This window comes from Streptomyces sp. NPDC002564 (genome assembly GCF_042889645.1).
Lineage (GTDB): Bacteria > Actinomycetota > Actinomycetes > Streptomycetales > Streptomycetaceae > Streptomyces.
The window spans coordinates 344,292-367,693 of record NZ_JBIARE010000005.1; the positions used below are offsets into that span (position 1 = coordinate 344,292).

The window sequence follows — 23,402 nt, forward strand, 5'->3', positions numbered from 1 at the left end:
GCCGCCGCGCCGTCGGCTCTCCGTTAGCCTGAGGTCACGATGAACCGTTTGAGCACGTCATGGGGCGCGTACGACCTCACCCGCTTCCCGGAGGACCCCCGCGACCAGCTGCGCGCCTGGTCGGCGGCGGACGCCTATCTGCTGCGGCACCTCGCGGGCGAGGAGGGGGCGGCGGCCGTCGACCTCGCCGGGACCGTGGCCGTCGTCGGCGACCGGTGGGGCGCGCTGACCACCGCGCTCGCGGGCCACGCGCGCGTGCCGGTGCAGATCACCGACTCCTTCCTCGCGCAGCGGGCGACCCGGGCCAACCTGGCGAGGGCCGGACATGCGCCGGACGCGGCTCGCCTCCTGACGACCAGGGACACCCCGCCCCCGCGCGTCGACGTGCTCCTGGTCCGCGTACCGAAGAGCCTCGCCCTCCTGGAGGACCAGCTGCACCGGCTCGCGCCCGCCGTGCACGAGGGCACCGTGGTCGTCGGCACCGGCATGGTCACCGAGATCCACACGTCGACCCTGGAGCTCTTCGAGCGGATCATCGGGCCGACCAGGACGTCACTGGCCCGCCAGAAGGCGCGGCTCGTCTTCAGCACACCGGACCCGGCCCGTGCGCCGGGGCCCAGCCCCTGGCCGGTCAGCTACGCGCTGCCCGCCGACTCCGGGGCGGGCGCGGGCCTGACCGTCGTCAACCACGCGGGCATCTTCTGCGCCGACCGGCTCGACATCGGCACCCGCTTCTTCCTCAAGCATCTGCCGCGCGCCCGCGGCGCCGCCCACGTCGTCGACCTGGGCTGCGGCAACGGCGTGCTCGGCACCGCCGCCTCCGTCGCGGACCCCGACGCCACGGTCACCTTCATCGACGAGTCGTTCCAGGCCGTCGCCTCCGCCGAGGCCACCTTCCGCGCGAACGCCGCCGCGGACGCCACGGCGCACTTCGTGGCCGGCGACGCGCTCGCGGCCGTGCCCCGGGGCACGGTGGACCTCGTCCTGAACAACCCGCCCTTCCACAGCCACCAGGCCACCACCGACGCGACCGCCCGCCGCATGTTCTCCGGCGCCCGCGCCGCCCTGCGCCCCGGCGGCGAGCTCTGGGTCATCGGCAACCGCCACCTCGGCTACCACGTGAAGCTCCGCAAGCTCTTCGGCAACGCCGAAGTCGTGGCGAGCGACCCCAAGTTCGTCCTCCTGCGCGCCGTGAAGAACGGCGGCTGAACCCCCGCCCGGACCCTCTCCTCCCGGGGCCCGTTCGGCCCTCCCGCGGCCCGCCCGGTGGCGGTCGCCCGGCACGGCTGATGTGCTGGACGCGGCGCCGCGCGCGTTCCGCACGACTGACCGGCCGCTCCCGTGGAACCCGTACGGCACTCTGCCGTATCCGCGACCCCGGCGTACGTCCGTACCCTGCGAGGAGATTCCGTGGCACCCCTGGCGAAGGACCACCTGGCGGCACTCGACGCCCACTGGCGGGCCGCCAACTATCTGGCCGTCGGACAGATCTACCTGATGAGCAACCCGCTGCTGGCCGAGCCGCTGCGCCCCGAGCACATCAAGCCGCGCCTGCTCGGCCACTGGGGCACCTCGCCCGGCCTCAACTTCGTCCACACGCACCTCAACCGCGTCATCCGGGAGCGCGACCAGGACACGCTGTGCGTGTGGGGCCCGGGCCACGGCGGCCCCGCCGTGCTCGCCAACTCCTGGCTGGAGGGCTCGTACAGCGCCGTGTACCCGGACGTCACCCGGGACACGGAAGGCATGGCGAAGCTGTTCCGGCAGTTCTCCTTCCCCGGCGGGGTGCCGAGCCATGTGGCGCCCGAGACGCCCGGATCGATCCACGAGGGCGGCGAGCTCGGCTACTCGCTCGCGCACGCCTACGGAGCCGCCCTCGACAACCCGGACCTGCTGGTCGCCTGCGTGATCGGCGACGGCGAGGCGGAGACCGGGCCGCTGGCCGGCTCCTGGCACGCCAACAAGTTCCACGACCCCGTGCACGACGGCGCGGTGCTGCCGATCCTCCACCTGAACGGCTACAAGATCGCCAACCCGACGGTCCTCGCCCGGCTGCCCGAGGCCGAGCTCGACGCGCTGCTCACGGGCTACGGCCACGAACCGCTGTACGTCGCGGGCGACGACCCGAGCACGGTCCACCAGGCGATGGCCGAGGCCATGGACCAGGCCCTCGACCGGATCGCCGCGATCCAGCGGGCCGCCCGGCAGGAGGGCGAGCGGGACCGCCCCCGCTGGCCCGTGATCGTGCTGCGGACGCCCAAGGGCTGGACCGGTCCCGGCGACGTGGACGGCAAGCCCGTCGAGAACACCTGGCGCGCGCACCAGGTGCCGCTGCCCGAGGTCCGCGAGAACCCGCGGCACCTGCGGCAGCTGGAGGAGTGGCTGCGCTCGTACCGCCCCGCCGAGCTCTTCGACGCGGACGGCCGCCCCACCGAGCAGGTGCTGTCCTGCGTGCCCGAGGGCGAGCGGCGCCTCGGCGCCACGCCGTACGCCAACGGCGGGCGGCTCACCCGCGGGCTGCCCCTGGCGCCGCTGGAGCGGTTCGCCGTCCCCGTCGACAAGCCGGGCACCGTCCTGCACGAGCCGACCCGTGTCGCGGGCGAACTGCTCGCCCAGGTCATGGCCGACACCGCGGGGCGCCGCGACTTCCGTGTCGTGGGCCCGGACGAGACCGAGTCCAACCGCCTGGGTGCCCTCTACGAAGCCACCGGCAAGGCGTGGCAGGCGCGGGTCCTGGACACCGACGAGCACCTCGCGCACGACGGCCGCGTCATGGAAATCCTTTCCGAGCACCTCTGCCAGGGCTGGCTGGAGGGGTACACCCTCACCGGCCGGCACGGCTTGTTCTCCTGCTACGAAGCGTTCGTCCACATCGTCGACTCCATGGTCAACCAGCACATCAAGTGGCTGAAGACCTCGCGCGCGCTGCCCTGGCGGGTGCCCGTGCCGTCCCTCAACTACCTGCTCACCTCGCACGTGTGGCGCCAGGACCACAACGGCTTCTCGCACCAGGACCCCGGCTTCGTCGACCACGTCCTGAACAAGAGCCCGGAAGTCGTGCGCGTCTACCTGCCGCCGGACGCCAACACCCTGCTCTCCGTGACCGAGCACGTCCTGCGGAGCCGCGACTACGTCAACGTGGTCGTCGCGGGCAAGCAGCCCTGCTTCGACTGGCTCACCCTCGACCAGGCCCGCGCCCACTGCGCGCGCGGGGCGGGTGTCTGGGAGTGGGCCGGCACGGACGACGGCACGCGGGACCCCGACGCGGTCCTCGCCTGCGCCGGCGACGTGCCCACGCAGGAGGTCGTCGCCGCGGCGGCGCTGCTGCGCGAGCACCTGCCCGAGCTGTCCGTGCGCGTCGTCAACGTCGTCGACATCGCCCGCCTCATGCCCCGCGAGGAACACCCGCACGGCATGGCCGACCCCGAGTACGACGCGCTCTTCACCCGCGACAAGCCGGTGGTCTTCGCCTACCACGGCTACCCGTGGCTGATCCACCGCCTCGCCTACCGCCGCTCCGGCCACGCCAACCTGCATGTGCGCGGCTACCTGGAGGCGGGGACGACGACCACGCCGTTCGACATGGTCGTGCGCAACGACCTCGACCGGTACCGCCTGGTCATGGACGTCATCGACCGCGTCCCGGGCCTGGCCGTGCGGGCGACCGCCGTGCGCCAGGCGATGGCGGACGCCCGCACCCGCCACCACGCGTGGATCCGCGAGCACGGCACCGACCTGCCCGAGGTCGCCGACTGGACCTGGCCCTACTGACCCGCCCGCGGATCAGGCCGTTGTCGGACCCGTGTGCCACCGTGAGGGGAGAGTGACGACCGAAGGACGCGCATGGCACCGCCCGACGAACTGTTCCCCCGGACCCGCACCCCCCTCGGCCCGGGGGCGGCGCACCTGCCGGACTGGCTGACGCCGCAGGAGCAGCTGCGGATGGTCGAGGCGTGCCGCCGGTGGGCCAGGCCGCCCGCCGGACTGCGCCTGGTCCGGACGCCCGGCGGCGGCACGATGACGGCGCGGCAGTTCGGCCTGGGCTGGCACTGGTATCCGTACGGGTACGCGCGCACGGCCGTGGACGGCGACGGCGCCCCGGTGAAGCCGATGCCGCCGTGGCTCGCCGAGCTCGGCCGGCGGGCGGCGGCCGAGGCGGGGCAGGCCACCGGGGAGGCGTACGACATCGCCCTCGTCAACTTCTACGACGCCGACGCGCGCATGGGCATGCACCGCGACAGCGACGAGAAGTCCGGGGCGCCGGTGGTGTCGCTGAGCCTCGGCGACACGGGTGTCTTCCGCTTCGGCACCCCGGAGAGCCGCGCCAGGCCCTACCGGGACGTCGAGCTGCGCAGCGGCGACCTGGTCGTCTTCGGGGGCGCGTCCCGCCTCGCCTACCACGGGGTGCCGCGGATCGTCCCCGACACCGCGCCCCCGGAGCTGGGGCTGACCGGGCGGCTGAACATCACGCTCCGGGTGAGCGGGCTCGCGGACGACGGGTGAGGGCGGCGCGGCCCGCACGGGGCGCCGCGCCCCCTCACGCCGCGTCGTGGAAGACCAGCCCCAAGGACCTCCGCAGCCCCGACCGCACCGTGCTCACCCCGTGCCGGACCGGCGCCGCCGACCAGCCGCGCGCGGAGCGGACCGGGCGGTCGCGCGTGGTGAAGACCAGGCCGTGGCCCTGCGGCAGGACGGTCGAGGTGCCCCGCGACTGCGCCCGCGGCCGCTGCTCCACGAGCAGGAACTCGCCGCCCGTGTAGTCGACGCCCTGCTCGTCCAGGCCGATGACCACCTGCAAGGGGAAGACCAGGTCCCCGAACAGGTCGCGGTGCAGGGCGTTCCAGTCGCCGGCCGCATACCGCAGGAGGATCTGGGCGGACCTGTCCTGGCCCGCCGCGTGGCACCGGTCGAGCCACTCCGCCAGGGAGTCGGGCCAGGGGGCCGGGCGGCCCAGCCGCGCCGCCCAGTCGCGGGCGACGGGGAGCAGCCGGGGATAGAGCGCCGCCCGCAGCTCCGCGACGGGCCCGGGGAGGTCGTGGGTGAAGTAGCGGTACTGCCCCGAGCCGAAGCGGTGGCGGGCCATGTCGACCGTGGAGCGGAACAGCGCGGGGTCGGCGTAGAGCTCGGCGATGCCGCGGCAGGCGGCCGGGTCGAGGAGCCGGGGCGTGAGCGCGCAGCCGTGGGCGTCGAGCTCGGCGGTGAGCGCGGGCCAGTCGGCCGTGTCGAGGACGGCGCCGGGGCGCCGTGCGGTGGTGGTCATGCCGCCTCCAGGTCGAGGAGGCGCCGCTTGCGCTCCAGGCCGGCCGCGTAGCCGGTCAGGGAGCCGTCGGCGCCGATCACCCGGTGGCAGGGGCGCACCACGAGCAGCGGGTTGCGGCCGATGGCGGTGCCGAGGGCCCGGACGGCGGCGCGCGAGAGGCCCAGCTGTTCGGCGAGCCGCCCGTAGGTGGTCGTCGTGCCGTAGGGGACCGTCTCCAGCGCGTCCCAGACCCTGCGCTGGAAGTCGGTGCCCGCCCCGGCGGCGTACTCGATGTCGAAGTGCGTCAGGTCCCCGGCGAAGTACGCGCGCAGCTGCGTGACGACGGCGTCGAACGCCGCGTCGTCGCGCACCCAGCCGTCCCGGACGGCGGCGCCGCCCTTCTGGCCCGGCATGGACAGCGAGGCCAGCGCGGTGCCGCCCCGGGCGGTGGCCGACTTCTCGCCCACCAGCAGCAGCTCGCCCAGCGGGCTGTCGATCGTCGTGTAGACGGTCATCGGACTCTCCTCGGTCGTGCCGTGTTCCTCGCGGGTCGTGCCGCGGCCGGTGGTTCTTCCTGCCGACAGCCACCAGTCTGCGTCGCGCGCGGGAGCACGGCTGGCGGGATTCGGACATCGCTCTGGGCCCTCCACCTCTTATGCAACTAGTTGCATAAGGGCGTCCGCTGGTCTACAACTGTCCTGTAGACACCGCGTACGGAGGGGCCGCATGAGCCGTTACCCGAACCTGCTGAACCCGCTCGACCTGGGCTTCACCACCCTGCCCAACCGGGTCCTGATGGGCTCCATGCACGTGGGCCTCGAAGAGGCCCCCGACGGCTTCGAGCGGATGGCGGAGTTCTACGCGACCCGCGCCCGCGGCGGCGTCGGCCTCATCGTCACCGGCGGCATCGCCCCGAACGAGGTGGGCCGCCCCTGGGACGGCGGCGCCAAACTGACCACCGCGGCCGAGGCGGCCGAGCACGCGCGCGTCACCGCGGCCGTGCACGCCGAGGGCGGCCGGATCGCCCTGCAGATCCTGCACTTCGGGCGGTACGCCTACCACGACAAGCTGGTCGCGCCCAGCGCCCTCCAGGCGCCCATCAGCCCCTTCGTGCCCCGCGAGCTCACCGACGACGAGGTCGAGCAGACCATCGAGGACTTCGTGCGCACCGCCGAGCTCGCCCGGTCCGCGGGCTACGACGGCGTCGAGGTGATGGGCTCCGAGGGCTACCTGATCAACGAGTTCATCGCGGCCCCCACCAACCGCCGCACCGACCGCTGGGGCGGCTCCTACGAGAACCGCATCCGCTTCCCCGTCGAGATCGTGCGCCGCATCCGCGAGCGCGTCGGCCCCGACTTCATCCTCATCTACCGGCTGTCCATGCTGGACCTCGTCCCCGGCGGCTCCACCCTCGACGAGGTCGTGCACCTCGCCAAGGAGATCGAGGCCGCGGGCGCCACGATCATCAACACCGGCATCGGCTGGCACGAGGCGCGCATCCCCACCATCGCGACCTCGGTGCCGCGCGGCGCGTACACCTTCGTCACCAAGAAGGTCATGGGCCAGGTGTCCGTCCCGCTCGTCACCACCAACCGCATCAACACCCCCGAGATCGCCGAGGAGCTGCTCGCCGACGGCGCCGCCGACATGGTGTCCCTGGCCCGCCCGCTGCTCGCCGACCCCGACTTCGTCGCCAAGGCGCGCGCCGAGCAGTCCGACGCCATCAACACCTGCATCGGCTGCAACCAGGCCTGCCTCGACCACACCTTCAACCTGCAGATCACCTCCTGCCTGGTGAACCCGCGCGCCTGCCACGAGACCGAGCTCGTGCTCTCGCCCACCCGCACCGCCAAGCGCGTCGCCGTCGTCGGCGCCGGACCCGCGGGCCTCGCCTTCGCCGTCTCCGCCGCCGAGCGCGGCCACGACGTGACCCTCTTCGACGCCGCCGCCGAGATCGGCGGCCAGCTCAACGTCGCCCGCAAGGTCCCGGGCAAGGAGGAGTTCGACGAGACCCTGCGCTACTTCCGCACCCAGCTCGGCCTGCGCGGCGTCGACGTCCGCCTGAACACCGTCGTCACCGCGGACGACCTCACGGCCGCCGGGTACGACGAGGTCGTCGTCGCCGCGGGCGTCTCGCCCCGCGTCCCGGAGATCCCGGGCATCGACCACCCCAGCGTCGTGGGCTACCTCGACGTGCTGCGCGACGGCGCGCCCGTGGGGGAGCGGGTCGCGATCATCGGCGCGGGCGGCATCGGCTTCGACGTCGCCGAATTCCTCACCGACGGCGGCGAGAAGGCCAGCCAGGACCCGGCGACGTACTTCAAGCAGTGGGGCGTCGACATGGACTACCGCGAGCGCGGCGGCCTGACGAAGCCCGAGCGGCCCACGCCGCCGCGCACCGTCCACCTGCTGCAGCGCAAGACGTCCAAGGTCGGCCAGGGCCTCGGCAAGACCACCGGCTGGATCCACCGCACCGAACTGCGCCACCGCGGCGTCGCCATGGTGGCGGGCGTCAGCTACGACCTGATCGACGACGCGGGCCTGCACGTCACCGTCGACGGCGAGTCGTCCGTGATCCCCGTCGACACCGTCGTGCTGTGCTCGGGGCAGGAGTCCCGCCGCGACCTGTACGAGGAGCTCGTGGCGGCCGGCGTCACGACGCACCTCATCGGCGGCGCGGACGTGGCCGCCGAGCTGGACGCCAAGCGCGCCATCAAGCAGGGCACGGAGCTGGCCGCCGCGCTCTGAGGCGGCCCGTCCCGGGCGGGCCCCGTCCCTAGGATTGCCCCATGTCACTGCCGCACGCGATCCTCACCGCCCTGCTGGAGAAGCCGTCGTCGGGCCTCGAACTGACCCGCAGGTTCGACAAGTCGATCGGCTACTTCTGGTCGGCCACGCACCAGCAGATCTACCGCGAGCTGGGCCGCCTGGAGCGCGACGGGGCGATCCGCGCGCTGCCGCGCCAGGAGGCGGCGCGCGGGCAGAAGAAGGAGTACGAGGTGCTGCCGGCGGGCCGCGCCGAACTGGCCCGCTGGACCGCGGCGAGCCAGGACCCGAAACCGCTGCGCGACACCCTCCTGCTGCGCCTGCGGGCCGCCGCGGTCGTCGGCACGGACGGCGTCCAGGCGGACCTGCACCGCCATCTCGACCTGCACCGCGCGCAGTTGGCCGAGTACGAGGAGATCGAGCGGCGGGACTTCCCGCCCGGCAGGGACGCCGTCGAGGACCGCCTGCGGCACGTGGTGCTGCGGGCGGGCATCGACCTGGAGACGTTCTGGACGCAGTGGCTCGCCCGGACCATCGAGGAGCTGGAGGCGCCGTAGCCGGAGTACGGCCACGGCGCCCGGGCGCGTCCCGGCGGGGGACTAGCTGATGTTGATGTGCACGTTGAAGCGGATGTTCACCACGGTGACGAAGAAGTTGCCCTGCTTGGTGCGGCGCTCCAGGGTGTCGCCCGTGCTGCCCTTGCCCTTCTGCTCCTTGTTCTCCACCGGCAGGTAGTCGAACCCGCGGAACAGCCGGTCGTCCGTCCCGGCCGCGAGGGCGCCCACCCGGCGCCAGTGGCCGCACAGGTCGTCGTAGCGGGCCTGGGTGAGCTTCTGGCCGAACGTCATGTTCAGGCCGCCGCCCCCGACGTACTGGGCGCAGACCTGCTTGAAGATGCTGACGGCGTGCTCGTCGTAGGTGTCGACGCCGTCGATCTGGCCGAGGATCTCGTCCTTGTCGCCGGAGATCTTCGCCGTCCGCGCGGCCTTCTGGGTCGCGTTCTGGCGCTCCTGCTGGTCACCGAGGATGGCCTTCTCGGCCGTGTCGATGCCGGTGTCCTTCTTGCAGGCGATCTCCAGGGTGTTCCGCCAGGTGGCGTCCGAGATCCACTCCCGCGCGAAGTCGATGCGGTCGCAGAAGGCGAGCAGCAGGACCTCGGCCTCCTTCTCGCTCTCCGCGTAGACGACGCCCTTGTACTCCTTGGTCATGGCGACTCTCCCTCCCCGGGGCCGCGGGTGCGGCGCTGTGTCGGTCCGGGCGCGCGGCCCGGATGCGCAACGTCTCACCCCGAGGGCGGGTCGTCATCAGGTGGCGCTGCTTCCGTTCCCCAGGGTCGCCGTGCGCGGGTCCCAGTCCTCGGGGAGCGGCTCGGGCGGCACGATCGGGGCCGGGAGCGGGCGGAACTCCGCGTGCTCGGCCGAGTGCGTGATCGCCGTCATCGTCTGCAGGACGTGCAGGGCCAGCGCGCCGGACGCCCGGTGGGCGGCGCCGGTGCGCAGGGCGCGCGCCATGTCGACCACACCGAGACCCCGGCCGTCGGTCCGCCCCCGCACGGGCAGCTCGCGCCAGGCGTCCGTGCCGTGCGGCAGCACCTTCAGCGGGCCGCCGAACGTGTTCGGATCGGGCACCGCGAGGGTGCCCTCGGTGCCGGTGATCTCGAAGCGGATGCGGCGCAGTGCCGAGTCGAAGCTGAACGTCGCGTCGGCCCGTACCCCGGACGTGAAGTCGAGGAGCGAGGACACGTGCGTCGGCACGTCGACGGGGAAGGTCCGCCCCGCCTTCGGACCCGAGCCGACGGTACGCCGCTCCCGCGCGCGGGCCGCCGTCGCGGCCACCCGCTCCACGCCGCCGAACAGCGCGACCAGCGACGTCAGATAGTAGGGACCGAGATCGAAGAGCGGGCCCGCGCCCGGCTGGTAGAAGAACGCGGGATCGGGGTGCCAGCCCTCGGGCCCCGGGCCCTGGGTCGCGGTGGTCGCGGCCACGGGCGTGCCGATGTGCCCGGCCGCGACGGCCCGCAGCGCCGACTGCAGCCCCGCGCCGAGGAACGTGTCCGGCGCGTTGCCCACCCGAAGCCCCCGCCGGGAGGCCTCGGCGAGCAGCAGCTCCGCCTCGGCCGGGGCGAGCGCGAGGGGCTTCTCGCCGTACACGTGCTTCCCGGCGCGCAGCGCGGCCGTCGCCACCTGCACGTGTGCCGCCGGAACGGTGAGGTTCACGACGAGCTCGACCTCGGGCAGGGCGAACACCGCGGCGGAAGCGCCCCAGACGGGTATGGAGTGGGTGCGGGCCGCGGCGGCGGCCCGCTCCTCGTCGAGGTCGGCGACGGCGAGCACCCGCACGTCCGGGAAGTGGCCCAGCGTGCGCAGGTACTCGGAGCTGATGACGCCCGCGCCGACGACGGCGACGCCGACCGGGCCCGAGCGGGCGGGGGCCGTGCTCACGCGGCCGCCAGGGAGGCGAGGTGGGCGCGGCTGGCGGCCAGCGCGTCGAAGAGCGCTTCGGTGCCGCCCGCGCAGGCGTCGAACTCGACGACCCGCCAGGCCTCCGGCGCGGCCGCGAGGATCTCGGACACCGGCAGGGTGCCGTCGCCGACCGCCACGTTCGGGTCCTCCTTGGTGCCGGGTCCGTCCTTGAGGTGCAGGGCCCGGACGCGCGGGCCGAGGCGGCGCAGGAGGGCGGGCACGTCGGCGCCGCCGACCGCGGCCCAGTAGGTGTCGATCTCCAAGAAGACGGCGGGGTCGAGGAGTTCGGCGAGGACGTCGACGGCGTGGCGCACGCCGCCCTCCGGGGTGTCGAAGCGGGGCTCGATCTCCCACCAGTGGTTGTGGTAGCCGATGCGGATGCCGTGCCGGCCGGCCACCCCGGCCAGGGAGTTGAGCCGCTCGGCGGTCCGCGCGAGGCCGTCGCGGGAGGTGAACTCCTCCGGCGGGATGCCCGCGGGGACGATCGCGAGGTCGGTGCCGAGGGCGGCCACCGCGTCGAGCACGTGGCCGGGCTCCGGCCCGAGCAGCTGCACGGCGTGCGCGCCGGAGACGGCGAGGCCGAGGTCGTCGAGGGTGCGGCGCAGCCCCTTCGGGTCGGCGAGCACGTCGTACGGTTCGACCGCGTCGTACCCGAGAGCGGCGAGGCGCCCGAGCGTCCCCTGCCGGTCGGCGACGAGCCGGTCGCGCACGGTGTAGAGCTGAACGCTGAGCGGTCGTGGCATGAACGCGCCCTCCCTGTCGGCTGGGAGGACGGTAAGTCGGTTCGGTGGGGCGGGCAAGGGTGCCTCGGCGTGCGACGGCCGCCCACCCGTGGTGCTCAGAGGTGGGCGGCCGTGGTGGCCGTGGCCGCATCGGGCACGGCTCAGGTCCGGCCCGCGGCTCCCCTGCGGCGCAGGTACCAGACGCCGCCGCCCGCGGCCGCGGCCACCAGGGCCCCGCCGGTGACGAGCGTGAGGGTGCCGTAGTCCTCGGAGCCGCCCCCGAGTCCGCCGCGCACGCCGCGGCTCGGCGCCGTCGTGGAGGACGTCGTCGGCGCGGCGCCGACGGTGACGGTCCGGGGTCCGACGGTGGAGTTGTCCTTGCAGGTGACAAGGACCGTGTAGGAGCCGGCGCTGACGTTCTGCCAGGTGGCGCTGCCGTTCGTCAGCGGCACCTGTTGACCTCCGGCGAAGCTGGCTTTCGCGGCACCCATCAGGGAGGCCGTCCCGCCGTTCGGACAGGAGGGGGTGGTGGCCCGCACGGTGGATCCGGTGGCGGTGACCGTGAGGTCGCCGCCCCCCGCGAACGCCGTGGGAGCACCGGTGACCAGCGGCAGCGCCGCGGCCACGACCGTCAGGCCGGCACGGAGACATATCTGGGACGTACGCATGAGTCTGCCCTCCGGTGACACGGGAGGCGGTACAACCCATGCGCCGCCGAGGATCGGGAAGGCCCGTGCTACCTGACGACGAGCCAACGTGCCGGGAGCGGGGTCCGCATGCGGACGACCGCCGGGCAGGTGACGGAATCCTTCGTCCGGCGCAGACGCCGTCCCCGTACGGCGCAAGGGGGTGCTGACCGGCCGTCACTTTCCCCGGGCGGCGTCACGTCACCCCTGGGCGGGGGCCAGACCGTCGGCGACGAGTCCCTCGTGCACCGCCCGGCCGAGCGCCTGGACCGCCGACTGCGGGCGGACCATCACGGTGAACTCCTTGATGCGGCCGTCCTCGTCGAAGTGCAGCAGGTCGATGCCGTGGATCTCCCTGCCGTCCACCGTGGTGCGGAAGAGCAGCACGTCCGACACGGCCTCGCGGCCGTCGGCGCTGGTCTGCGCCGCGCCCTCGTACGCCCCGACGTACCGGAAGTCCTCGAAGATCCGCAGCAGGACGCCGAAGAGGCCGAGCACCATGGGGCGGCCCTCGAAGGGGGTGAACTTCACCGGGCTGTACAACCGGACGTCCGGGGTGAACAGGTCCTCCAGGCCGGCGAGGTCACGCCGCTCCACGAGATCGCGGAAGCGCTGGGCGGTGGGATGCGTCATGGTTCCTCCCGGGGTGCGGCGGCGGTGCGGACACCTCGCCGCCACGCCGTCCATAGTCAACAATCTGAGTAGTCAGAACGATGACTATCATGGGAGGGTCAGGTGGCGGAAGGGAAGGGGATCCGGGCGATGGCTCTGCGGCACGCGGTGCTCGCGGCACTGCTGGACGGCGAGTACAGCGGCTATCAGCTGGCCAAGGGCTTCGACATCGGCGTGGCCAACTTCTGGCACGCGCTGCCCCAGCAGCTCTACGCCGAGCTGGCCAAGCTGGAGACCGAGGGTTTCGTCGCCGGGCGCGAGGTGGTGCAGGAGGGCCGTCCGAACAAGCGCCTCTTCAAGGTCACCGACGACGGTCTCGCGGAGATGGAGCGGTTCGCCGCCCGCGCCGCGAAGCCGTCGTTCATCCGTGACGACCTGCTGGTCAAGGTGCAGGCCGTGGACGGGGTGGCGGCGGGCCCGGTGATCGAGCAGCTCACCGAGCGGGCGGCGGTCGCCGAGGCGAAGACCGAGGTCCTGGAGAAGCTCCTGCTGCGCCTGCGCGGTGACGTCGCCGAGGAGGACTTCCTGCGCACCGGGGAGCGGGTCGGCCCCTACCTCACCTGCCTGCGCGGGCTCGCCTTCGAGCGGGAGACGCGCGACTGGTGCCGGCGTGCCGCCGCGCTCCTCGCCGGGCGGGCGGCCGCCGCGCGGGGCCGCGACTGAGCGCCGCCCCGCCGTCTGTGGCCCCGTGTCCGTGGCCCCGGGTGCGACGCCCTCTCGCGCCGCCGCTCAGGGGGTGGTGACCGTCCGTTCGGGGGAGTAGCCGCCCCACGTCCCGTCCCCGAGCTTCGGCCTGATCCGCACGGTGTGCCGCTCGCCGGCCTTCTTGCCGATGTAGAAGCTGTGCTCGGCCTTGTCGCGCGGCGCCGTGCCGCCGAAGACGAGCGAGGTGGCGGTGCGGCCGTCGAGCTCGATCTGGTACTCCGCCACGGCGCCGCCGGTGCGCGGCGGCGTCCAGGTCAGGTCGATGTAGTGGGCCCCGTCGGCGCGGTGGGTGTCCGCGCGGAAGCCGGTGGGTGCCGTACCGCGTCCGGATTCCTTGCCCTGCGCCGTCGTGAGACGGACCGCGCGGCTCGCGGGGGAGAAGTTGTCCGCGGCGTCGCGCGCCTTGACGGTGAAGGTGTACCGGGTGCCCGGCCGTAGCCCGGTGACCAGGGTCGCGGTCTGGCTCCCGCCCACGCTGTGGATCTTCGAGCCGCCCTGGTAGATCTCGTACGAGGCCACCGCCTTGTCGTCGCTCGCCTTCTCCCAGGAGAGCATCGCCGCCCTGCTCCCCTCGGCCTCGCCCGTCAGGCGGCCGGGCCGCGACGGCGGTTCGCGGTCGGCCGCGGCCGCCGCGGGCGTCGTGACGGTGAGCTTCCTGCTGTCCTCGCTGACGTTCCCCGCCGCGTCGCGGGCGCGCACGGTGAAGGTGTACGTGGTCGAGGGCCGCAGCCCGACGACGTCGACCATGCTCTCCCGGCCCGGCACCTCCTTGACCTTCTTGCCGCCGCGGTAGACCTCGTACCCGGTGACCTCGGTGTTGTCGGTGGCCTGGTTCCACATGACGTGGGCGGTGGTGGCGCTGCCCGCCTGCACGGTCAGGCCGCGGGGTGCCGCCGGGGGGCTGGTGTCCTCGGCGTCGCCGCCGCCCCACGCGCAGCCGCCCAGGGCGAGCGCGGTCGCGGCCGTGGCGGTCAGCAGGGTCAGTGGGGTGGACAGGTGGGGGGTCCGTCGCACGGTGCTGCCTTCCACTCGACGGCATTGGTCCGGACCTATTTGACACAGCTGACGGGGGCACATCAAGGGGTGGGGCGTGCGCCGTCCGGACCTTGATCGGCGGACCGGGCATACGACGGCACCCAAATTGGGATATGTGGCTTACATGCCGTCAGTTTCCCTCTACGAAGGGCCCTTTCTCGTGCGTAACAGAACGGCGGTCCTGGTCGCCGCGGCCGGGGTCGCGCTGCTGGCCCCCGCCTCGTACCCCGCGGCGGCCCAGCAGCATCCGCCCGAAACGGCCGCCGCGGCCCCCGGGGGCGCGGGCGGTTCCCCGGTCGCCGAGGCCCTCGGACCCGCCGCGGCCGTCGGACCCGCCGAGGCCGTCGGACCTGCCGCGGCCGTCCGGCGTCCGGCGGGCGTGCGCTCGGCGCGGGAAGGCGCGGCACGACGGGGTTCGGCGCGGGAGGGCTCGGTCCGCGCGGCCGACCTGCTGGCCCGGACCCGGTCCTGTGCGCAGATCTCACGCGGCAAGTACCGCACCGACGACGGGGCTCCCGCCGACGTCCCCGTGTGCGGCGCGCGGGGCGTCGTCTTCTGGAAGGCCGACATGGACATCGACTGCGACGGGCAGCCGACCAAGGCCTGCAACCGCCGCACCGACCCGCTGTTCTTCCACGCCACGGCCTTCCAGCAGTCCGACGGCCGCCAGCTGAACGCGGAACGCCTGCCCTACGTCGTGGTGCCCGGCGCGGGCCGCCGCTGGAACCACGCCCGGCACGGCATCACGGGCGGCACCGTCGCCGCGGTCGTCCACCGCGGCCGGGTGCAGTACGCCGTGGTCGGCGACACCGGACCCGAGGAACTCATCGGGGAGGCGTCCTACGCCACGGCCCGGGCGCTCGGCATCCGGCCCGACCCGCGCACGGGCGGCGCGCCCTCCGACGTCACGTACATCTTCTTCAAGGGCTCCAAGGCGAGCCCGATCGAGAGCCACCGGGCCGCGGTCGACCGGGGCGACGCGCTGGCCCGCGCGTTCGTGCGGGGCGACTAGGGAGGGGCGGAGGGGGGCTAGGGGTGTTTTGATCCGCCGCCGGGCACGCCGCCCTGGGCCCGACCCGGGAGTCCCGCCCCCTCAGCCCTTCCGGTAGGTGTACGCCTCCGTCGCCGCCGCACCGACCGCGGCGAGGTCACCGCCGGCCGACGCGGTCACCACCGCCGCCACCGCGCCCTCCACGAAGGGGGCGTCCACCAGGCGGGTGCCGTCCGGGAGTTCGTCGCCCTCGGCGATCAGCGCCTTCACGGTGAGCACCGCGCTGCCGAGGTCGGCGAGGACGGCGACGCCCGCGCCGCGGTCCACCCCCGCGGCCGCGGCCGCGATCAGTTCCGCGCTGGTGCCGAGCCCGCCGTCCGGCGTGCCGCCCGCGGCGGCCACGGGCGCCGTGGCGCCGCCGCCCGCGAGGCCGGTGGCGAGCGCGGCGACCGCCTCGGCGACCGGGCCGCTGTGCGACACCAGGACGATGCCGACCAACGGGTCGTCAGCCACGGTCGGCCTCCCGCGGGTCGCCGTTCTCCGCGGTCTCGGCGAGCGCCTCGAAGAGCAGCGCCGCGGATGTCGCCCCCGGGTCCTGGTGGCCGATGCTGCGCTCGCCCAGGTAGCTCGCGCGGCCCTTGCGGGCCTGCAGCGGGGTGGTCGCGAGCGCGCCGTGCAGCGCCGCCTCGCGCGCCGCGCCGAACGACTCCTCCAGCCCGTCGAGCGCGGGAACCAGCGCGTCCAGCATCGTCTTGTCGCCCGGCGCCGCGCCGCCGAGCGCGGCCACCGCGTCCACGCCGGTGCGCAGCGCCTCGGCGAAGCCCGCCCGGTCGACCTCGGCGGCGTCGCCGAGCGCCTTGCCGGTGCGGCGCAGCAGCGTGCCGTACAGCGGACCCGACGCGCCCCCGACCGTCGAGATCAACTGCCGCCCCGCCACCATGAGAACGGCCCCGGGGGTGGCCGGCGCCTCCTTCTCCAGGGTGGCCGCGACGGCGGTGAAGCCACGCCGCAGATTGCTGCCGTGATCGGCGTCGCCGATCGGCGAGTCCAGCTCCGTGAGCCGGTCCGCCTCGCGGTCCACGGCGGCCGCGACGGCCGTCAGCCAGCGGCGGAAGAAGTCGGCGTCGAGCACAGGGTCTCCTTGCGTTGTCGCGAGTGTTGCGGGCGGGTCCGCGTACGCCCCGGAACGTGCGCGGGAGCCGGGGCGGGGCGGTCAGACACCCCAGCGCAGGCCCGGCGTGCGGACCGGCGCGTCCCACAGGCGCAGCAGCTCCTCGTCGATCTGGCACAGCGTGACCGAGGCGCCGGCCATGTCCAGCGAGGTCACGTAGTTGCCGACCAGGGTGCGGGCCACAGGGACGCCCCGCTCGAGGAGCACGCGCTGCACCTCCGCGTTGAAGCCGTACAGCTCCAGCAGGGGCGTGGCGCCCATGCCGTTGACGAGGAGGAGGACCGGGTTGCGCGGCCGGAGATCCTCCAGGACCGCGTTCACGGCGAAGTCGGCGATCTCGCGGGCCGTCATCATCGGCCGCCGCTCGCGTCCCGGCTCGCCGTGGATGCCGACGCCCAACTCCAGTTCGCCCGCGGGCAGGTCGAAGGTGGGGCTGCCCTTGGCCGGCGTACTGCACGCGCCGAGCGCCACGCCGAAGCTGCGCGCGTTCTCGTTGACCTGCCGGGCGATGGCCTCGACCCGCTCCAGCGGCATGCCCGCGTCGGCGGCGGCGCCCGCGAGCTTCTCCACGAAGAGGGTGGCGCCGGTGCCGCGCCGCCCCGCGGTGTAGAGGCTGTCCGTGACCGCGACGTCGTCGTTGACGAGGACCTTCGCCACCTGGATTCCCTCGTCCTCGGCGAGCTCCGCGGCCATGTCGAAGTTGAGTACGTCGCCGGTGTAGTTCTTCACGATGAACAGCACGCCCGCGCCGCTGTCCACGGCGGCCGCGGCCCGTACCATCTGGTCCGGCACCGGAGAGGTGAACACCTCTCCCGGACAGGCGGCCGACAGCATCCCCGGCCCCACGAACCCGCCGTGCAACGGCTCGTGCCCGGACCCGCCGCCGGAGACGAGGGCGACCTTCCCCTCGACGGGGGCGTCCCGGCGCACGATCACCCGGTTCTCGACGTCGACGGTCAGCTCGGGATGCGCCGCGGCCATCCCCCGCAGCGCATCCGCGACCACGGTTTCGGCGACATTGATCAGCATCTTCATGGTGAGCTCCTCGGGGGCCTGTCGGTCGGGCGCTGACCTGTTCCAGGGGCAGTATCGACCTTGCACCCGAGAAGGTCACGCGGAACGCGGATCTCCGGACGCGGTATGCGCGAGTTCGACGTGCACAGACATCCCGGCGGCCAGGATTTCGTCGTCACGGCAAAAGGGGATTCCTCAGTTCCGGCCTCCGGATAAGCGATGCAATTTCCGGGACCTCGCGGCATCGGCAGCTCCTGCGGGACGATCCCGATTTCCCGTGACGGACCGCTCGCCCTCTCCACGGATCCCGCGGGACGGGGCCGGTACGGAAATGGACGCCGTCCGGCCGTGGGGCCGTGACCGTGCTTCGGGTGGGTGGGCACGGTGATGTCGTCGGGAATCAACCAGGCGTATATGAGCGTGAGTTCGGGGCACTCGAACGATAGGCCGGTCGCCTTCAGACCGGATTTCGGAGCGACCGACCCCGAAGGAGCGAGACATGGCTACCCAGTACGGCAATCAGTCGACCGGGCGTTACCACGGCACGCCCAAGGCCGCCGGCGCCAGTGACAACGTTCTCAGCATCATCGCGATCGTCCTGGGCGCAATCGGCCTCCTTTTCCTGCCGATCGTGTTCGGACTCGGCGGATTGATCCTGGCCGTCGTCGCCAAGTTCGCACGACATGAACGCCTCTCCACCATCGCCCTGATAGTCGGCGCCGTCGGACTGATCGGCGGGATGATCCTCGGCGCCATCGTCGCCGGCTGACGGGCCCGCCCGACCCGAGGCGCCACGAAGGCGGCGTGAGATCCGGAACCTGCCGGGCTTCACGCCGCCTGCGTCGTTCCCGTACGCGGGATGCGGAACCGGGAGGCCCGTGCGGGGGAACGCGGGGCGGATGTAAAGGTGGGGCATGACGACTGAACGATTTGATGTGACCCGGCAGATCGCCGCCTCGCCGTCGGCGGTCTTCGACGTGCTGCGGTCCCCTCAGGGGCATGTGGCCATCGACAGCTCGGGGATGCTGCAGTCCGCCGACGGCGACCCCGTGAGCGGTGTGGGGGACGAGTTCGTCGTCCACATGGACCGGGAGTCTCTCGGCGACCTCCCCATGGGCCGGTACGACGTCACCGTGATCATCACGCGCTACGAACGCGACGCCCTCCTGGAGTGGACGATCTCCGGCACGATCCAGCCGCCCATCCGCCACCTGTACGGATACCGCCTCGAGCCGCACGACGGGGGCACCCGCGTCACCTCGTACTACGACTGGAGCCAGATCGACGAGCGCTACCGCGAGGCGGGCGTCTTCCCGGTCATCCCGGAGGCCGGTCTGCGGGCCACCCTCGGCATCCTCGCCCGCACGGTCGAATAGGCGAGCAGGCGAGCAGGCGAGTAGGCGAGCGCGGAGAGGCGAGCACGAGGACGGAGCCCCCCGGAGAACGCCGTGGTGCGGCAATCGGGCGAATGGCCGTCGATGGTCGGCTGTTCGGACCGGTCGGCGGGTGGGGGCGCGTTATGCCTGTCCGGTGACCACGCTTCGTACCCGCGCGTCCCTCGCGCTCGCCACCTCGACCGCGGCCCTTCTCACCGGCCTCTGGCCCGCCTCGGCCGCCGCGCCCCCTTCGCTCGACGCGCGCGTCACGGCGGTCGGCGCGCGCGACCTGGGGCGCAGCTGGCACCGGGGCTGTCCGGTGGCGCCCGCGGGGCTCCGGCTGATCCGGATGAACCACTGGGGGTTCGACGGCCGCGTCCACACCGGCGAGCTCGTCGTGCGTAGCGAGGCCGTGCGGCCCGTCCTGTACGTGTTCGGCCGGGCGTTCGCCGCCCGGTTCCCCATCCGGCGGATGGAGACGATGGCCACGTTCGGCGGCAGCGACGAGGCGGCCATGAAGGCCGACAACACCTCGGCCTTCAACTGCCGTGCCGTGACGGGGGATCCGTCGAAGGTCTCGCAGCACTCGTACGGCGACGCGGTCGACATCAACACCCTGGAGAACCCGTACGTGGACCGCAACGGGCGCGTCCATCCGTCCGCGGGCGTCGCCCACCTCGACCGGCGCCGCACCGCGAAGGGCATGATCAAGCCGGGTGACGTCATCACCACGGCCATGCGGAAAGTGGGCTGGAAGTGGGGCGGCCGCTGGCAGGCTCCCGACTATCAGCACTTCTCGGCGAACGGGCGGTAGGGACAGGGGAGGGGGATGGGGGAGGGGGAAGGGAAAGACGGGCGGCGGGGCGGCGGGGCGGTGGGTGGCTTGTTCCCGGTGGGTTCACGGGGTGTCCGCGTGGGTCGTGATGCCCGGGGCCGCACGAGCGGGCTACGATCACGGCGTGATGACGGCCTGGTCTCCTTCCGGTGCACGGCGGAGCCGCTCGACAGCGGTTCTGTGGCGTGTCGTGGGGCCCGGTCTCTTCCTGCTGGCGCTGCTGATCGCGCACGTGGCCGCCCCCGACGCCACGAGCCGCCATGTCGTCGCGGGTGACGGCACCGCCGCGGCCGTGGCGGACGCGGCCACCGTCCCGGACGGTCCGCCCGGCGGCCACGGCGACGACCACCGACCGCAGCACACCGTCGCCGAGTGCGCCCTCGGGCAGCCCCCTCAGGGCCCCGACGTCGACGTGCCCTGCCTCTCGCCCCTCGCCCCGCAGGGCCGGGACGGCGCCCTCGCGCCCGCGCGCGCCCGTGCCGCCGCCGGCCGGGACTTCCTCGTCCCGATAGCGCACGCGGCCGAGTCGACCGTCCTGCGGATCTAGGCCGACCCTCCCGCACACCGCCCCCTCAACGGGAGGCGCCGGTCCACGGCGGTCCGGTCCCGTCCCGACGGTCACTCATGGCGTCCGACCCCGCTCCCGGCCACCCGCACGTCCCGGCCGGGCCCGGGTCCGTCGCCGCGCGGAGGATCTGTGCTGCCCCGGCTGCCGGCCCGCACCATCCCGTACGTCCTGCTGCTGTGCACGGTGTTCGTGTGCTTCGGCGGACACCTGCACGCCCATCAAGGGCCGCCCCCGTCGTCCGCGGTGCTCCACGCGGGCGCGGCGGGCGGCGCGGCGCCGGTGCTCGACGCGCCCGCCGCCCCCGACCACTGCCACGAGCCCGGCTCCGGCACCGCCGTGCCGTCCTCGGCCCGGCCGCTTCCGGCCCTCCTTGCCGTCGCCGGACAGCCGGACGGGGGCGACGCCGCCGTGCTCCGCACCCGCGGCCCCGCACCCCGGGCGGGGCCGGCCGGCGGCAGGTCCGCGCTCAGCTCGCTGTGCAGATGGCGCCTATAGGGCCGCCCCGAGCAGGCCCGTCGCGACCACTCCCGTACCGAGAGCGAAGAAGCGAAGAGATGCACTCTCCGATCGCGCACGACTCCACCCCGGCCGGCGCCGCCGCGCCGCCGATCACCCGGCCGCCGATCACCCCGCGGGGGCCCGCCCCCACCGGGTCCACCCTGCCCGGGCTCGTCGGCAACACCCCCGTCCTGCACGTCTCCCACCCCTTCACCCCGCCCGGGCGGGGCTTCTGGGCCAAGCTGGAGGGCTTCAACCCCGGCGGCATCAAGGACCGGCCCGGCCTGCACATGGTCGAACGGGCCCTGGCCCGGGGCGAACTGGAGCCGGGCCGACGCATCGTCGAGTCCACGAGCGGCACCCTCGGCCTCGGCCTCGCGCTGGCCGGGACCGTCCACGGCCACCCCGTCACCCTGGTCACCGACCCGGGCCTGGAGCCGTCCATGACCCGGCTGCTCGCCGCCTACGGCGCGACCGTCGACACGGTGCCCGACCCGCACCCCGCCGGAGGCTGGCAGCAGGCCCGCCGCGACCGCGTCGCCGAACTCCTCGCCGAGCACCCCGGCTCCTGGTGCCCCGACCAGTACGGCAACCCCGACAACGTCTCCGCCTACACCCCGCTCGCCCTCGAACTCGCCGCGCAGATCGGCCACATCGACGTCCTGGTCTGCAGCGTCGGCACCGGCGGCCACTCCGCGGGCATCTCGCGCGTCCTGCGCCAGCTCTACCCGGGGCTGCGCCTGGTCGGCGTGGACACCGTCGGCTCGACCATCTTCGGCCAGCCCGCGCGGCCCCGCCTGATGCGCGGCCTGGGCTCCAGCATCTACCCGCGCAACGTCGCCTACGAGAACTTCGGCGAGGTCCACTGGGTCTCACCGGCCGAATCCGTCTGGGCCTGCCGCCGGCTGGCGACCTCGCACCACGCGACCGGCGGGTGGAGCGTCGGCGCGGTCGCCCTGGTCGCCGGGTGGCTCGCCCGGACGCTGCCGCGCGACGCCCGCATCGTCGCCGTCTTCCCCGACGGGCCGCAGCGCTATCTGGAGACGGTCTACGACGACCCGTACTGCGCGCGGCACGGCCTGCTGGACGGCGCCCCCGCCCCCGAACCCGACGTGGTGGGCCGCCCCGACGAGAAAGAGATCACCCGCTGGACCCGCTGCGCCACCGTCCAGGACCCCCTCGCCGCACACCGGCGAGCGGCCGTGGACGACGACGCGAAGGACGTGACGCGATGAAGTCGACCCTCACGCAGGTCCGCTCCTACGACCGGAGCGTCCAACTGCTCCTGGCCAACCAGTTCACCATCAACCTCGGCTTCTACATGCTGATGCCGTACCTCGCCCAGCACCTGTCCGGCACGCTCGGCCTCGCGGGCTGGCTCGTCGGACTCGTCCTCGGCGTACGCAACTTCAGCCAGCAGGGCATGTTCCTCGTCGGCGGCACCCTCGCCGACCGGTTCGGCTACAAGCCGCTGATCGTCGCCGGATGCGTGCTGCGCACCGTCGGCTTCGCCACGCTCGGCCTCGTCGACTCGGTGGCGGCACTGCTCGTCGCGTCGGCGGCCACCGGCTTCGCCGGGGCGCTGTTCAACCCCGCCGTGCGCGCCTACCTCGCCGCCGACGCGGGGGAGCGCCGCGTCGAGGCGTTCGCGCTGTTCAACGTCTTCTACCAGGCGGGCATCCTGCTCGGCCCGCTCGTCGGCATGCTGCTCACCGGCGTGGACTTCCGGGTCACCTGCCTCGTCTCGGCGGCGGTCTTCGCGCTGCTGAGCGTCGTGCAGATCCGCGCGCTGCCCGCCCGGCGGGGCAACGACGCGGCGGACCGGGGCGCGGGCGCGGGCATGCTCGCGCAGTGGCGCGGGATCGTGCGCAACCGGGCGTTCCTGCTGTTCTCGTCCGCGATGATCGGCTCGTACGTGCTGACCTTCCAGGTCTATCTGGCGCTGCCCCTGGAGGTGCGGCGGCTGGGCGGCGACGGCGGGTCCGGCACCGTCGCGGTCGCGCTGCTCTTCGCGGTGTCCGGCCTCACGACGATCCTCGGGCAGACCCGTGTGACGGCCTGGTGCACGGCGCACACGGCACCGGGGCAGGCCCTGGCCCGGGGGCTGCTGTGCATGGGGCTCGCCTTCGTGCCGCTGCTCGCCGCCACGGCGCTGCCGGTGCCCGGCGGGGGCGTAGCGAGGTGGCTGCTCGCCGCCGTCCCGCCGATGCTGGCGGCCCTGCTGCTCGCGCTGGGCACGATGATCGCGTACCCCTTCGAGATGGACACCATCGTGCGGCTCTCCGGCGATCGGCTCGTCGCCACCCACTACGGCCTCTACAACACCATCTGCGGGGTCGGCATCACCGTGGGGAACCTGCTGACGGGCGTCGCGCTCGACGCCGCCCGGGCGGCGGGAATGTCCGCGCTGCCCTGGCTCGCGCTGCTCCTCCTCGGCCTCGGCTGCTCAGGCGCGCTGTACGGGCTGCACCGGGCGGGGCGGCTGACCCGTCCGGCCGCCGAGGCGCGGCCCGTGGTGGCCTGACCCGCCCCGGGCCGGGGAGCCGGTCCGGGGGGGGGGGGGGGGGCGGGCCCCCCCCCCCGGGCGCGCGCCGGGGGGGGGCGGGGGGGGGGGGGGGGGGGGGCGGGGGGGGGGCGGGGGCCCCCCCACCCCCGGTGGAGG

General features: G+C 73.9%; 25 protein-coding genes. 14 read left to right on the forward strand and 11 right to left on the reverse strand.

All coding sequences use genetic code 11. The features are described from left to right. The first annotated feature begins 39 nt into the window (after positions 1-39). From ACFYXE_RS20530 to ACFYXE_RS20540, 3 genes are all read left to right on the forward strand, one after another. Positions 40-1,209 (forward strand): methyltransferase, encoded by a 1,170-nt coding sequence (locus ACFYXE_RS20530; RefSeq protein ID WP_389314265.1) that lies wholly within the window; start codon positions 40-42, stop codon positions 1,207-1,209. A 201-nt stretch (positions 1,210-1,410) separates the two neighbouring features. Then, the gene (locus ACFYXE_RS20535) at positions 1,411-3,771 is read left to right on the forward strand and encodes a phosphoketolase (RefSeq protein WP_389314267.1); all 2,361 of its coding nucleotides are present in this window, start codon (positions 1,411-1,413) and stop codon (positions 3,769-3,771) included. 72 nt (positions 3,772-3,843) lie between these two features. Continuing rightward, the gene (locus ACFYXE_RS20540; protein ID WP_389314269.1) at positions 3,844-4,503 is read left to right on the forward strand and encodes an alpha-ketoglutarate-dependent dioxygenase AlkB; all 660 of its coding nucleotides are present in this window, start codon (positions 3,844-3,846) and stop codon (positions 4,501-4,503) included. 34 nt (positions 4,504-4,537) lie between these two features. Here ACFYXE_RS20540 and ACFYXE_RS20545 read toward each other — a convergent pair whose 3' ends face one another. Next, entirely contained in the window at positions 4,538-5,260 is a 723-nt protein-coding gene (locus tag ACFYXE_RS20545; protein WP_389314271.1) for a 2OG-Fe(II) oxygenase, read from the reverse strand. Continuing rightward, positions 5,257-5,754, reverse strand: coding sequence for a methylated-DNA--[protein]-cysteine S-methyltransferase (locus ACFYXE_RS20550; protein WP_361173584.1), 498 nt, complete (start codon positions 5,752-5,754; stop codon positions 5,257-5,259). Before ACFYXE_RS20550 ends, ACFYXE_RS20545 begins: the two co-directional genes overlap by 4 nt. A 211-nt stretch (positions 5,755-5,965) precedes the next feature. Between ACFYXE_RS20550 and ACFYXE_RS20555 the strand changes: the two genes are divergently transcribed. Further along, positions 5,966-7,987 carry an FAD-dependent oxidoreductase gene (locus ACFYXE_RS20555; RefSeq protein ID WP_389314273.1) on the forward strand — a complete coding sequence of 674 codons (2,022 nt, stop codon included), beginning with the start codon at positions 5,966-5,968 and terminating at the stop codon, positions 7,985-7,987. 41 nt (positions 7,988-8,028) lie between these two features. Beyond that, positions 8,029-8,562 carry a PadR family transcriptional regulator gene (locus ACFYXE_RS20560; protein WP_361173578.1) on the forward strand — a complete coding sequence of 178 codons (534 nt, stop codon included), beginning with the start codon at positions 8,029-8,031 and terminating at the stop codon, positions 8,560-8,562. A gap of 42 nt (positions 8,563-8,604) precedes the next feature. Here the strand turns inward: ACFYXE_RS20560 and ACFYXE_RS20565 are convergent, their stop codons facing one another. From ACFYXE_RS20565 to ACFYXE_RS20585, 5 genes are all read right to left on the reverse strand, one after another. Beyond that, a complete protein-coding gene (locus ACFYXE_RS20565; protein ID WP_389314276.1) occupies positions 8,605-9,213 on the reverse strand; it encodes a hypothetical protein in 609 nt (202 codons plus the stop codon). Positions 9,214-9,309: 96 nt separating this feature from the next. Continuing rightward, positions 9,310-10,446, reverse strand: coding sequence for a Gfo/Idh/MocA family protein (locus ACFYXE_RS20570; protein WP_389314278.1), 1,137 nt, complete (start codon positions 10,444-10,446; stop codon positions 9,310-9,312). Continuing rightward, positions 10,443-11,210 (reverse strand): sugar phosphate isomerase/epimerase family protein, encoded by a 768-nt coding sequence (locus ACFYXE_RS20575; protein WP_389314280.1) that lies wholly within the window; start codon positions 11,208-11,210, stop codon positions 10,443-10,445. Before ACFYXE_RS20575 ends, ACFYXE_RS20570 begins: the two co-directional genes overlap by 4 nt. 140 nt (positions 11,211-11,350) lie before the next feature. Beyond that, positions 11,351-11,857: a hypothetical protein gene (locus tag ACFYXE_RS20580; protein WP_389314282.1), complete on the reverse strand. Its 507-nt coding sequence runs from the start codon at positions 11,855-11,857 to the stop codon at positions 11,351-11,353. A 219-nt stretch (positions 11,858-12,076) separates the two neighbouring features. Then, the gene (locus ACFYXE_RS20585; protein ID WP_361173563.1) at positions 12,077-12,508 is read right to left on the reverse strand and encodes a nuclear transport factor 2 family protein; all 432 of its coding nucleotides are present in this window, start codon (positions 12,506-12,508) and stop codon (positions 12,077-12,079) included. A 129-nt stretch (positions 12,509-12,637) separates the two neighbouring features. Between ACFYXE_RS20585 and ACFYXE_RS20590 the strand changes: the two genes are divergently transcribed. Next, on the forward strand, positions 12,638-13,210 hold the full coding sequence (locus ACFYXE_RS20590; RefSeq protein WP_389314284.1) for a PadR family transcriptional regulator: 573 nt from the start codon (positions 12,638-12,640) through the stop codon (positions 13,208-13,210). Between the two features lie 66 nt (positions 13,211-13,276). Here ACFYXE_RS20590 and ACFYXE_RS20595 read toward each other — a convergent pair whose 3' ends face one another. After that, complete coding sequence (locus tag ACFYXE_RS20595; protein ID WP_389314286.1) at positions 13,277-14,266, reverse strand: fibronectin type III domain-containing protein; 990 nt, start codon at positions 14,264-14,266, stop codon at positions 13,277-13,279. Positions 14,267-14,447: 181 nt separating this feature from the next. Here ACFYXE_RS20595 and ACFYXE_RS20600 point away from each other — a divergent pair, with 181 nt between their 5' ends. After that, positions 14,448-15,299, forward strand: a complete 852-nt coding sequence (locus ACFYXE_RS20600) for a glycoside hydrolase family 75 protein (RefSeq protein WP_389314288.1) — start codon at positions 14,448-14,450, stop codon at positions 15,297-15,299. A gap of 81 nt (positions 15,300-15,380) precedes the next feature. Here the strand turns inward: ACFYXE_RS20600 and ACFYXE_RS20605 are convergent, their stop codons facing one another. The 3 genes from ACFYXE_RS20605 to dhaK all read right to left on the reverse strand — a co-directional run bounded on the left by ACFYXE_RS20605 (position 15,381) and on the right by dhaK (position 17,484). After that, positions 15,381-15,791 (reverse strand): PTS-dependent dihydroxyacetone kinase phosphotransferase subunit DhaM, encoded by a 411-nt coding sequence (locus ACFYXE_RS20605; RefSeq protein WP_389314290.1) that lies wholly within the window; start codon positions 15,789-15,791, stop codon positions 15,381-15,383. Further along, entirely contained in the window at positions 15,784-16,410 is a 627-nt protein-coding gene (gene dhaL / locus ACFYXE_RS20610) for a dihydroxyacetone kinase subunit DhaL (protein WP_389314292.1), read from the reverse strand. The genes ACFYXE_RS20605 and dhaL overlap by 8 nt, the downstream gene beginning before the upstream one ends. Positions 16,411-16,491: 81 nt before the next feature. After that, positions 16,492-17,484: a dihydroxyacetone kinase subunit DhaK gene (dhaK, locus tag ACFYXE_RS20615; protein ID WP_389314294.1), complete on the reverse strand. Its 993-nt coding sequence runs from the start codon at positions 17,482-17,484 to the stop codon at positions 16,492-16,494. Between the two features lie 478 nt (positions 17,485-17,962). Here dhaK and ACFYXE_RS20620 point away from each other — a divergent pair, with 478 nt between their 5' ends. The 7 genes from ACFYXE_RS20620 (at position 17,963) to ACFYXE_RS20650 (ending at position 23,264) form a co-directional block, all read left to right on the forward strand. Beyond that, positions 17,963-18,232, forward strand: coding sequence for a hypothetical protein (locus tag ACFYXE_RS20620; RefSeq protein ID WP_389314296.1), 270 nt, complete (start codon positions 17,963-17,965; stop codon positions 18,230-18,232). A gap of 145 nt (positions 18,233-18,377) precedes the next feature. Beyond that, positions 18,378-18,839, forward strand: a complete 462-nt coding sequence (locus tag ACFYXE_RS20625; RefSeq protein WP_389314298.1) for an SRPBCC family protein — start codon at positions 18,378-18,380, stop codon at positions 18,837-18,839. Between the two features lie 154 nt (positions 18,840-18,993). Beyond that, positions 18,994-19,653 (forward strand): M15 family metallopeptidase, encoded by a 660-nt coding sequence (locus tag ACFYXE_RS20630; RefSeq protein ID WP_389314300.1) that lies wholly within the window; start codon positions 18,994-18,996, stop codon positions 19,651-19,653. Between the two features lie 211 nt (positions 19,654-19,864). After that, a complete protein-coding gene (locus ACFYXE_RS20635; RefSeq protein WP_389314302.1) occupies positions 19,865-20,221 on the forward strand; it encodes a hypothetical protein in 357 nt (118 codons plus the stop codon). Positions 20,222-20,371: 150 nt separating this feature from the next. Then, positions 20,372-20,737: a hypothetical protein gene (locus ACFYXE_RS20640; protein ID WP_389314304.1), complete on the forward strand. Its 366-nt coding sequence runs from the start codon at positions 20,372-20,374 to the stop codon at positions 20,735-20,737. Between the two features lie 59 nt (positions 20,738-20,796). Next, positions 20,797-21,975, forward strand: coding sequence for a PLP-dependent cysteine synthase family protein (locus ACFYXE_RS20645; protein ID WP_389314306.1), 1,179 nt, complete (start codon positions 20,797-20,799; stop codon positions 21,973-21,975). Continuing rightward, positions 21,972-23,264, forward strand: coding sequence for an MFS transporter (locus ACFYXE_RS20650; RefSeq protein WP_389314308.1), 1,293 nt, complete (start codon positions 21,972-21,974; stop codon positions 23,262-23,264). The genes ACFYXE_RS20645 and ACFYXE_RS20650 overlap by 4 nt, the downstream gene beginning before the upstream one ends. Positions 23,265-23,402 lie beyond the last annotated feature (138 nt).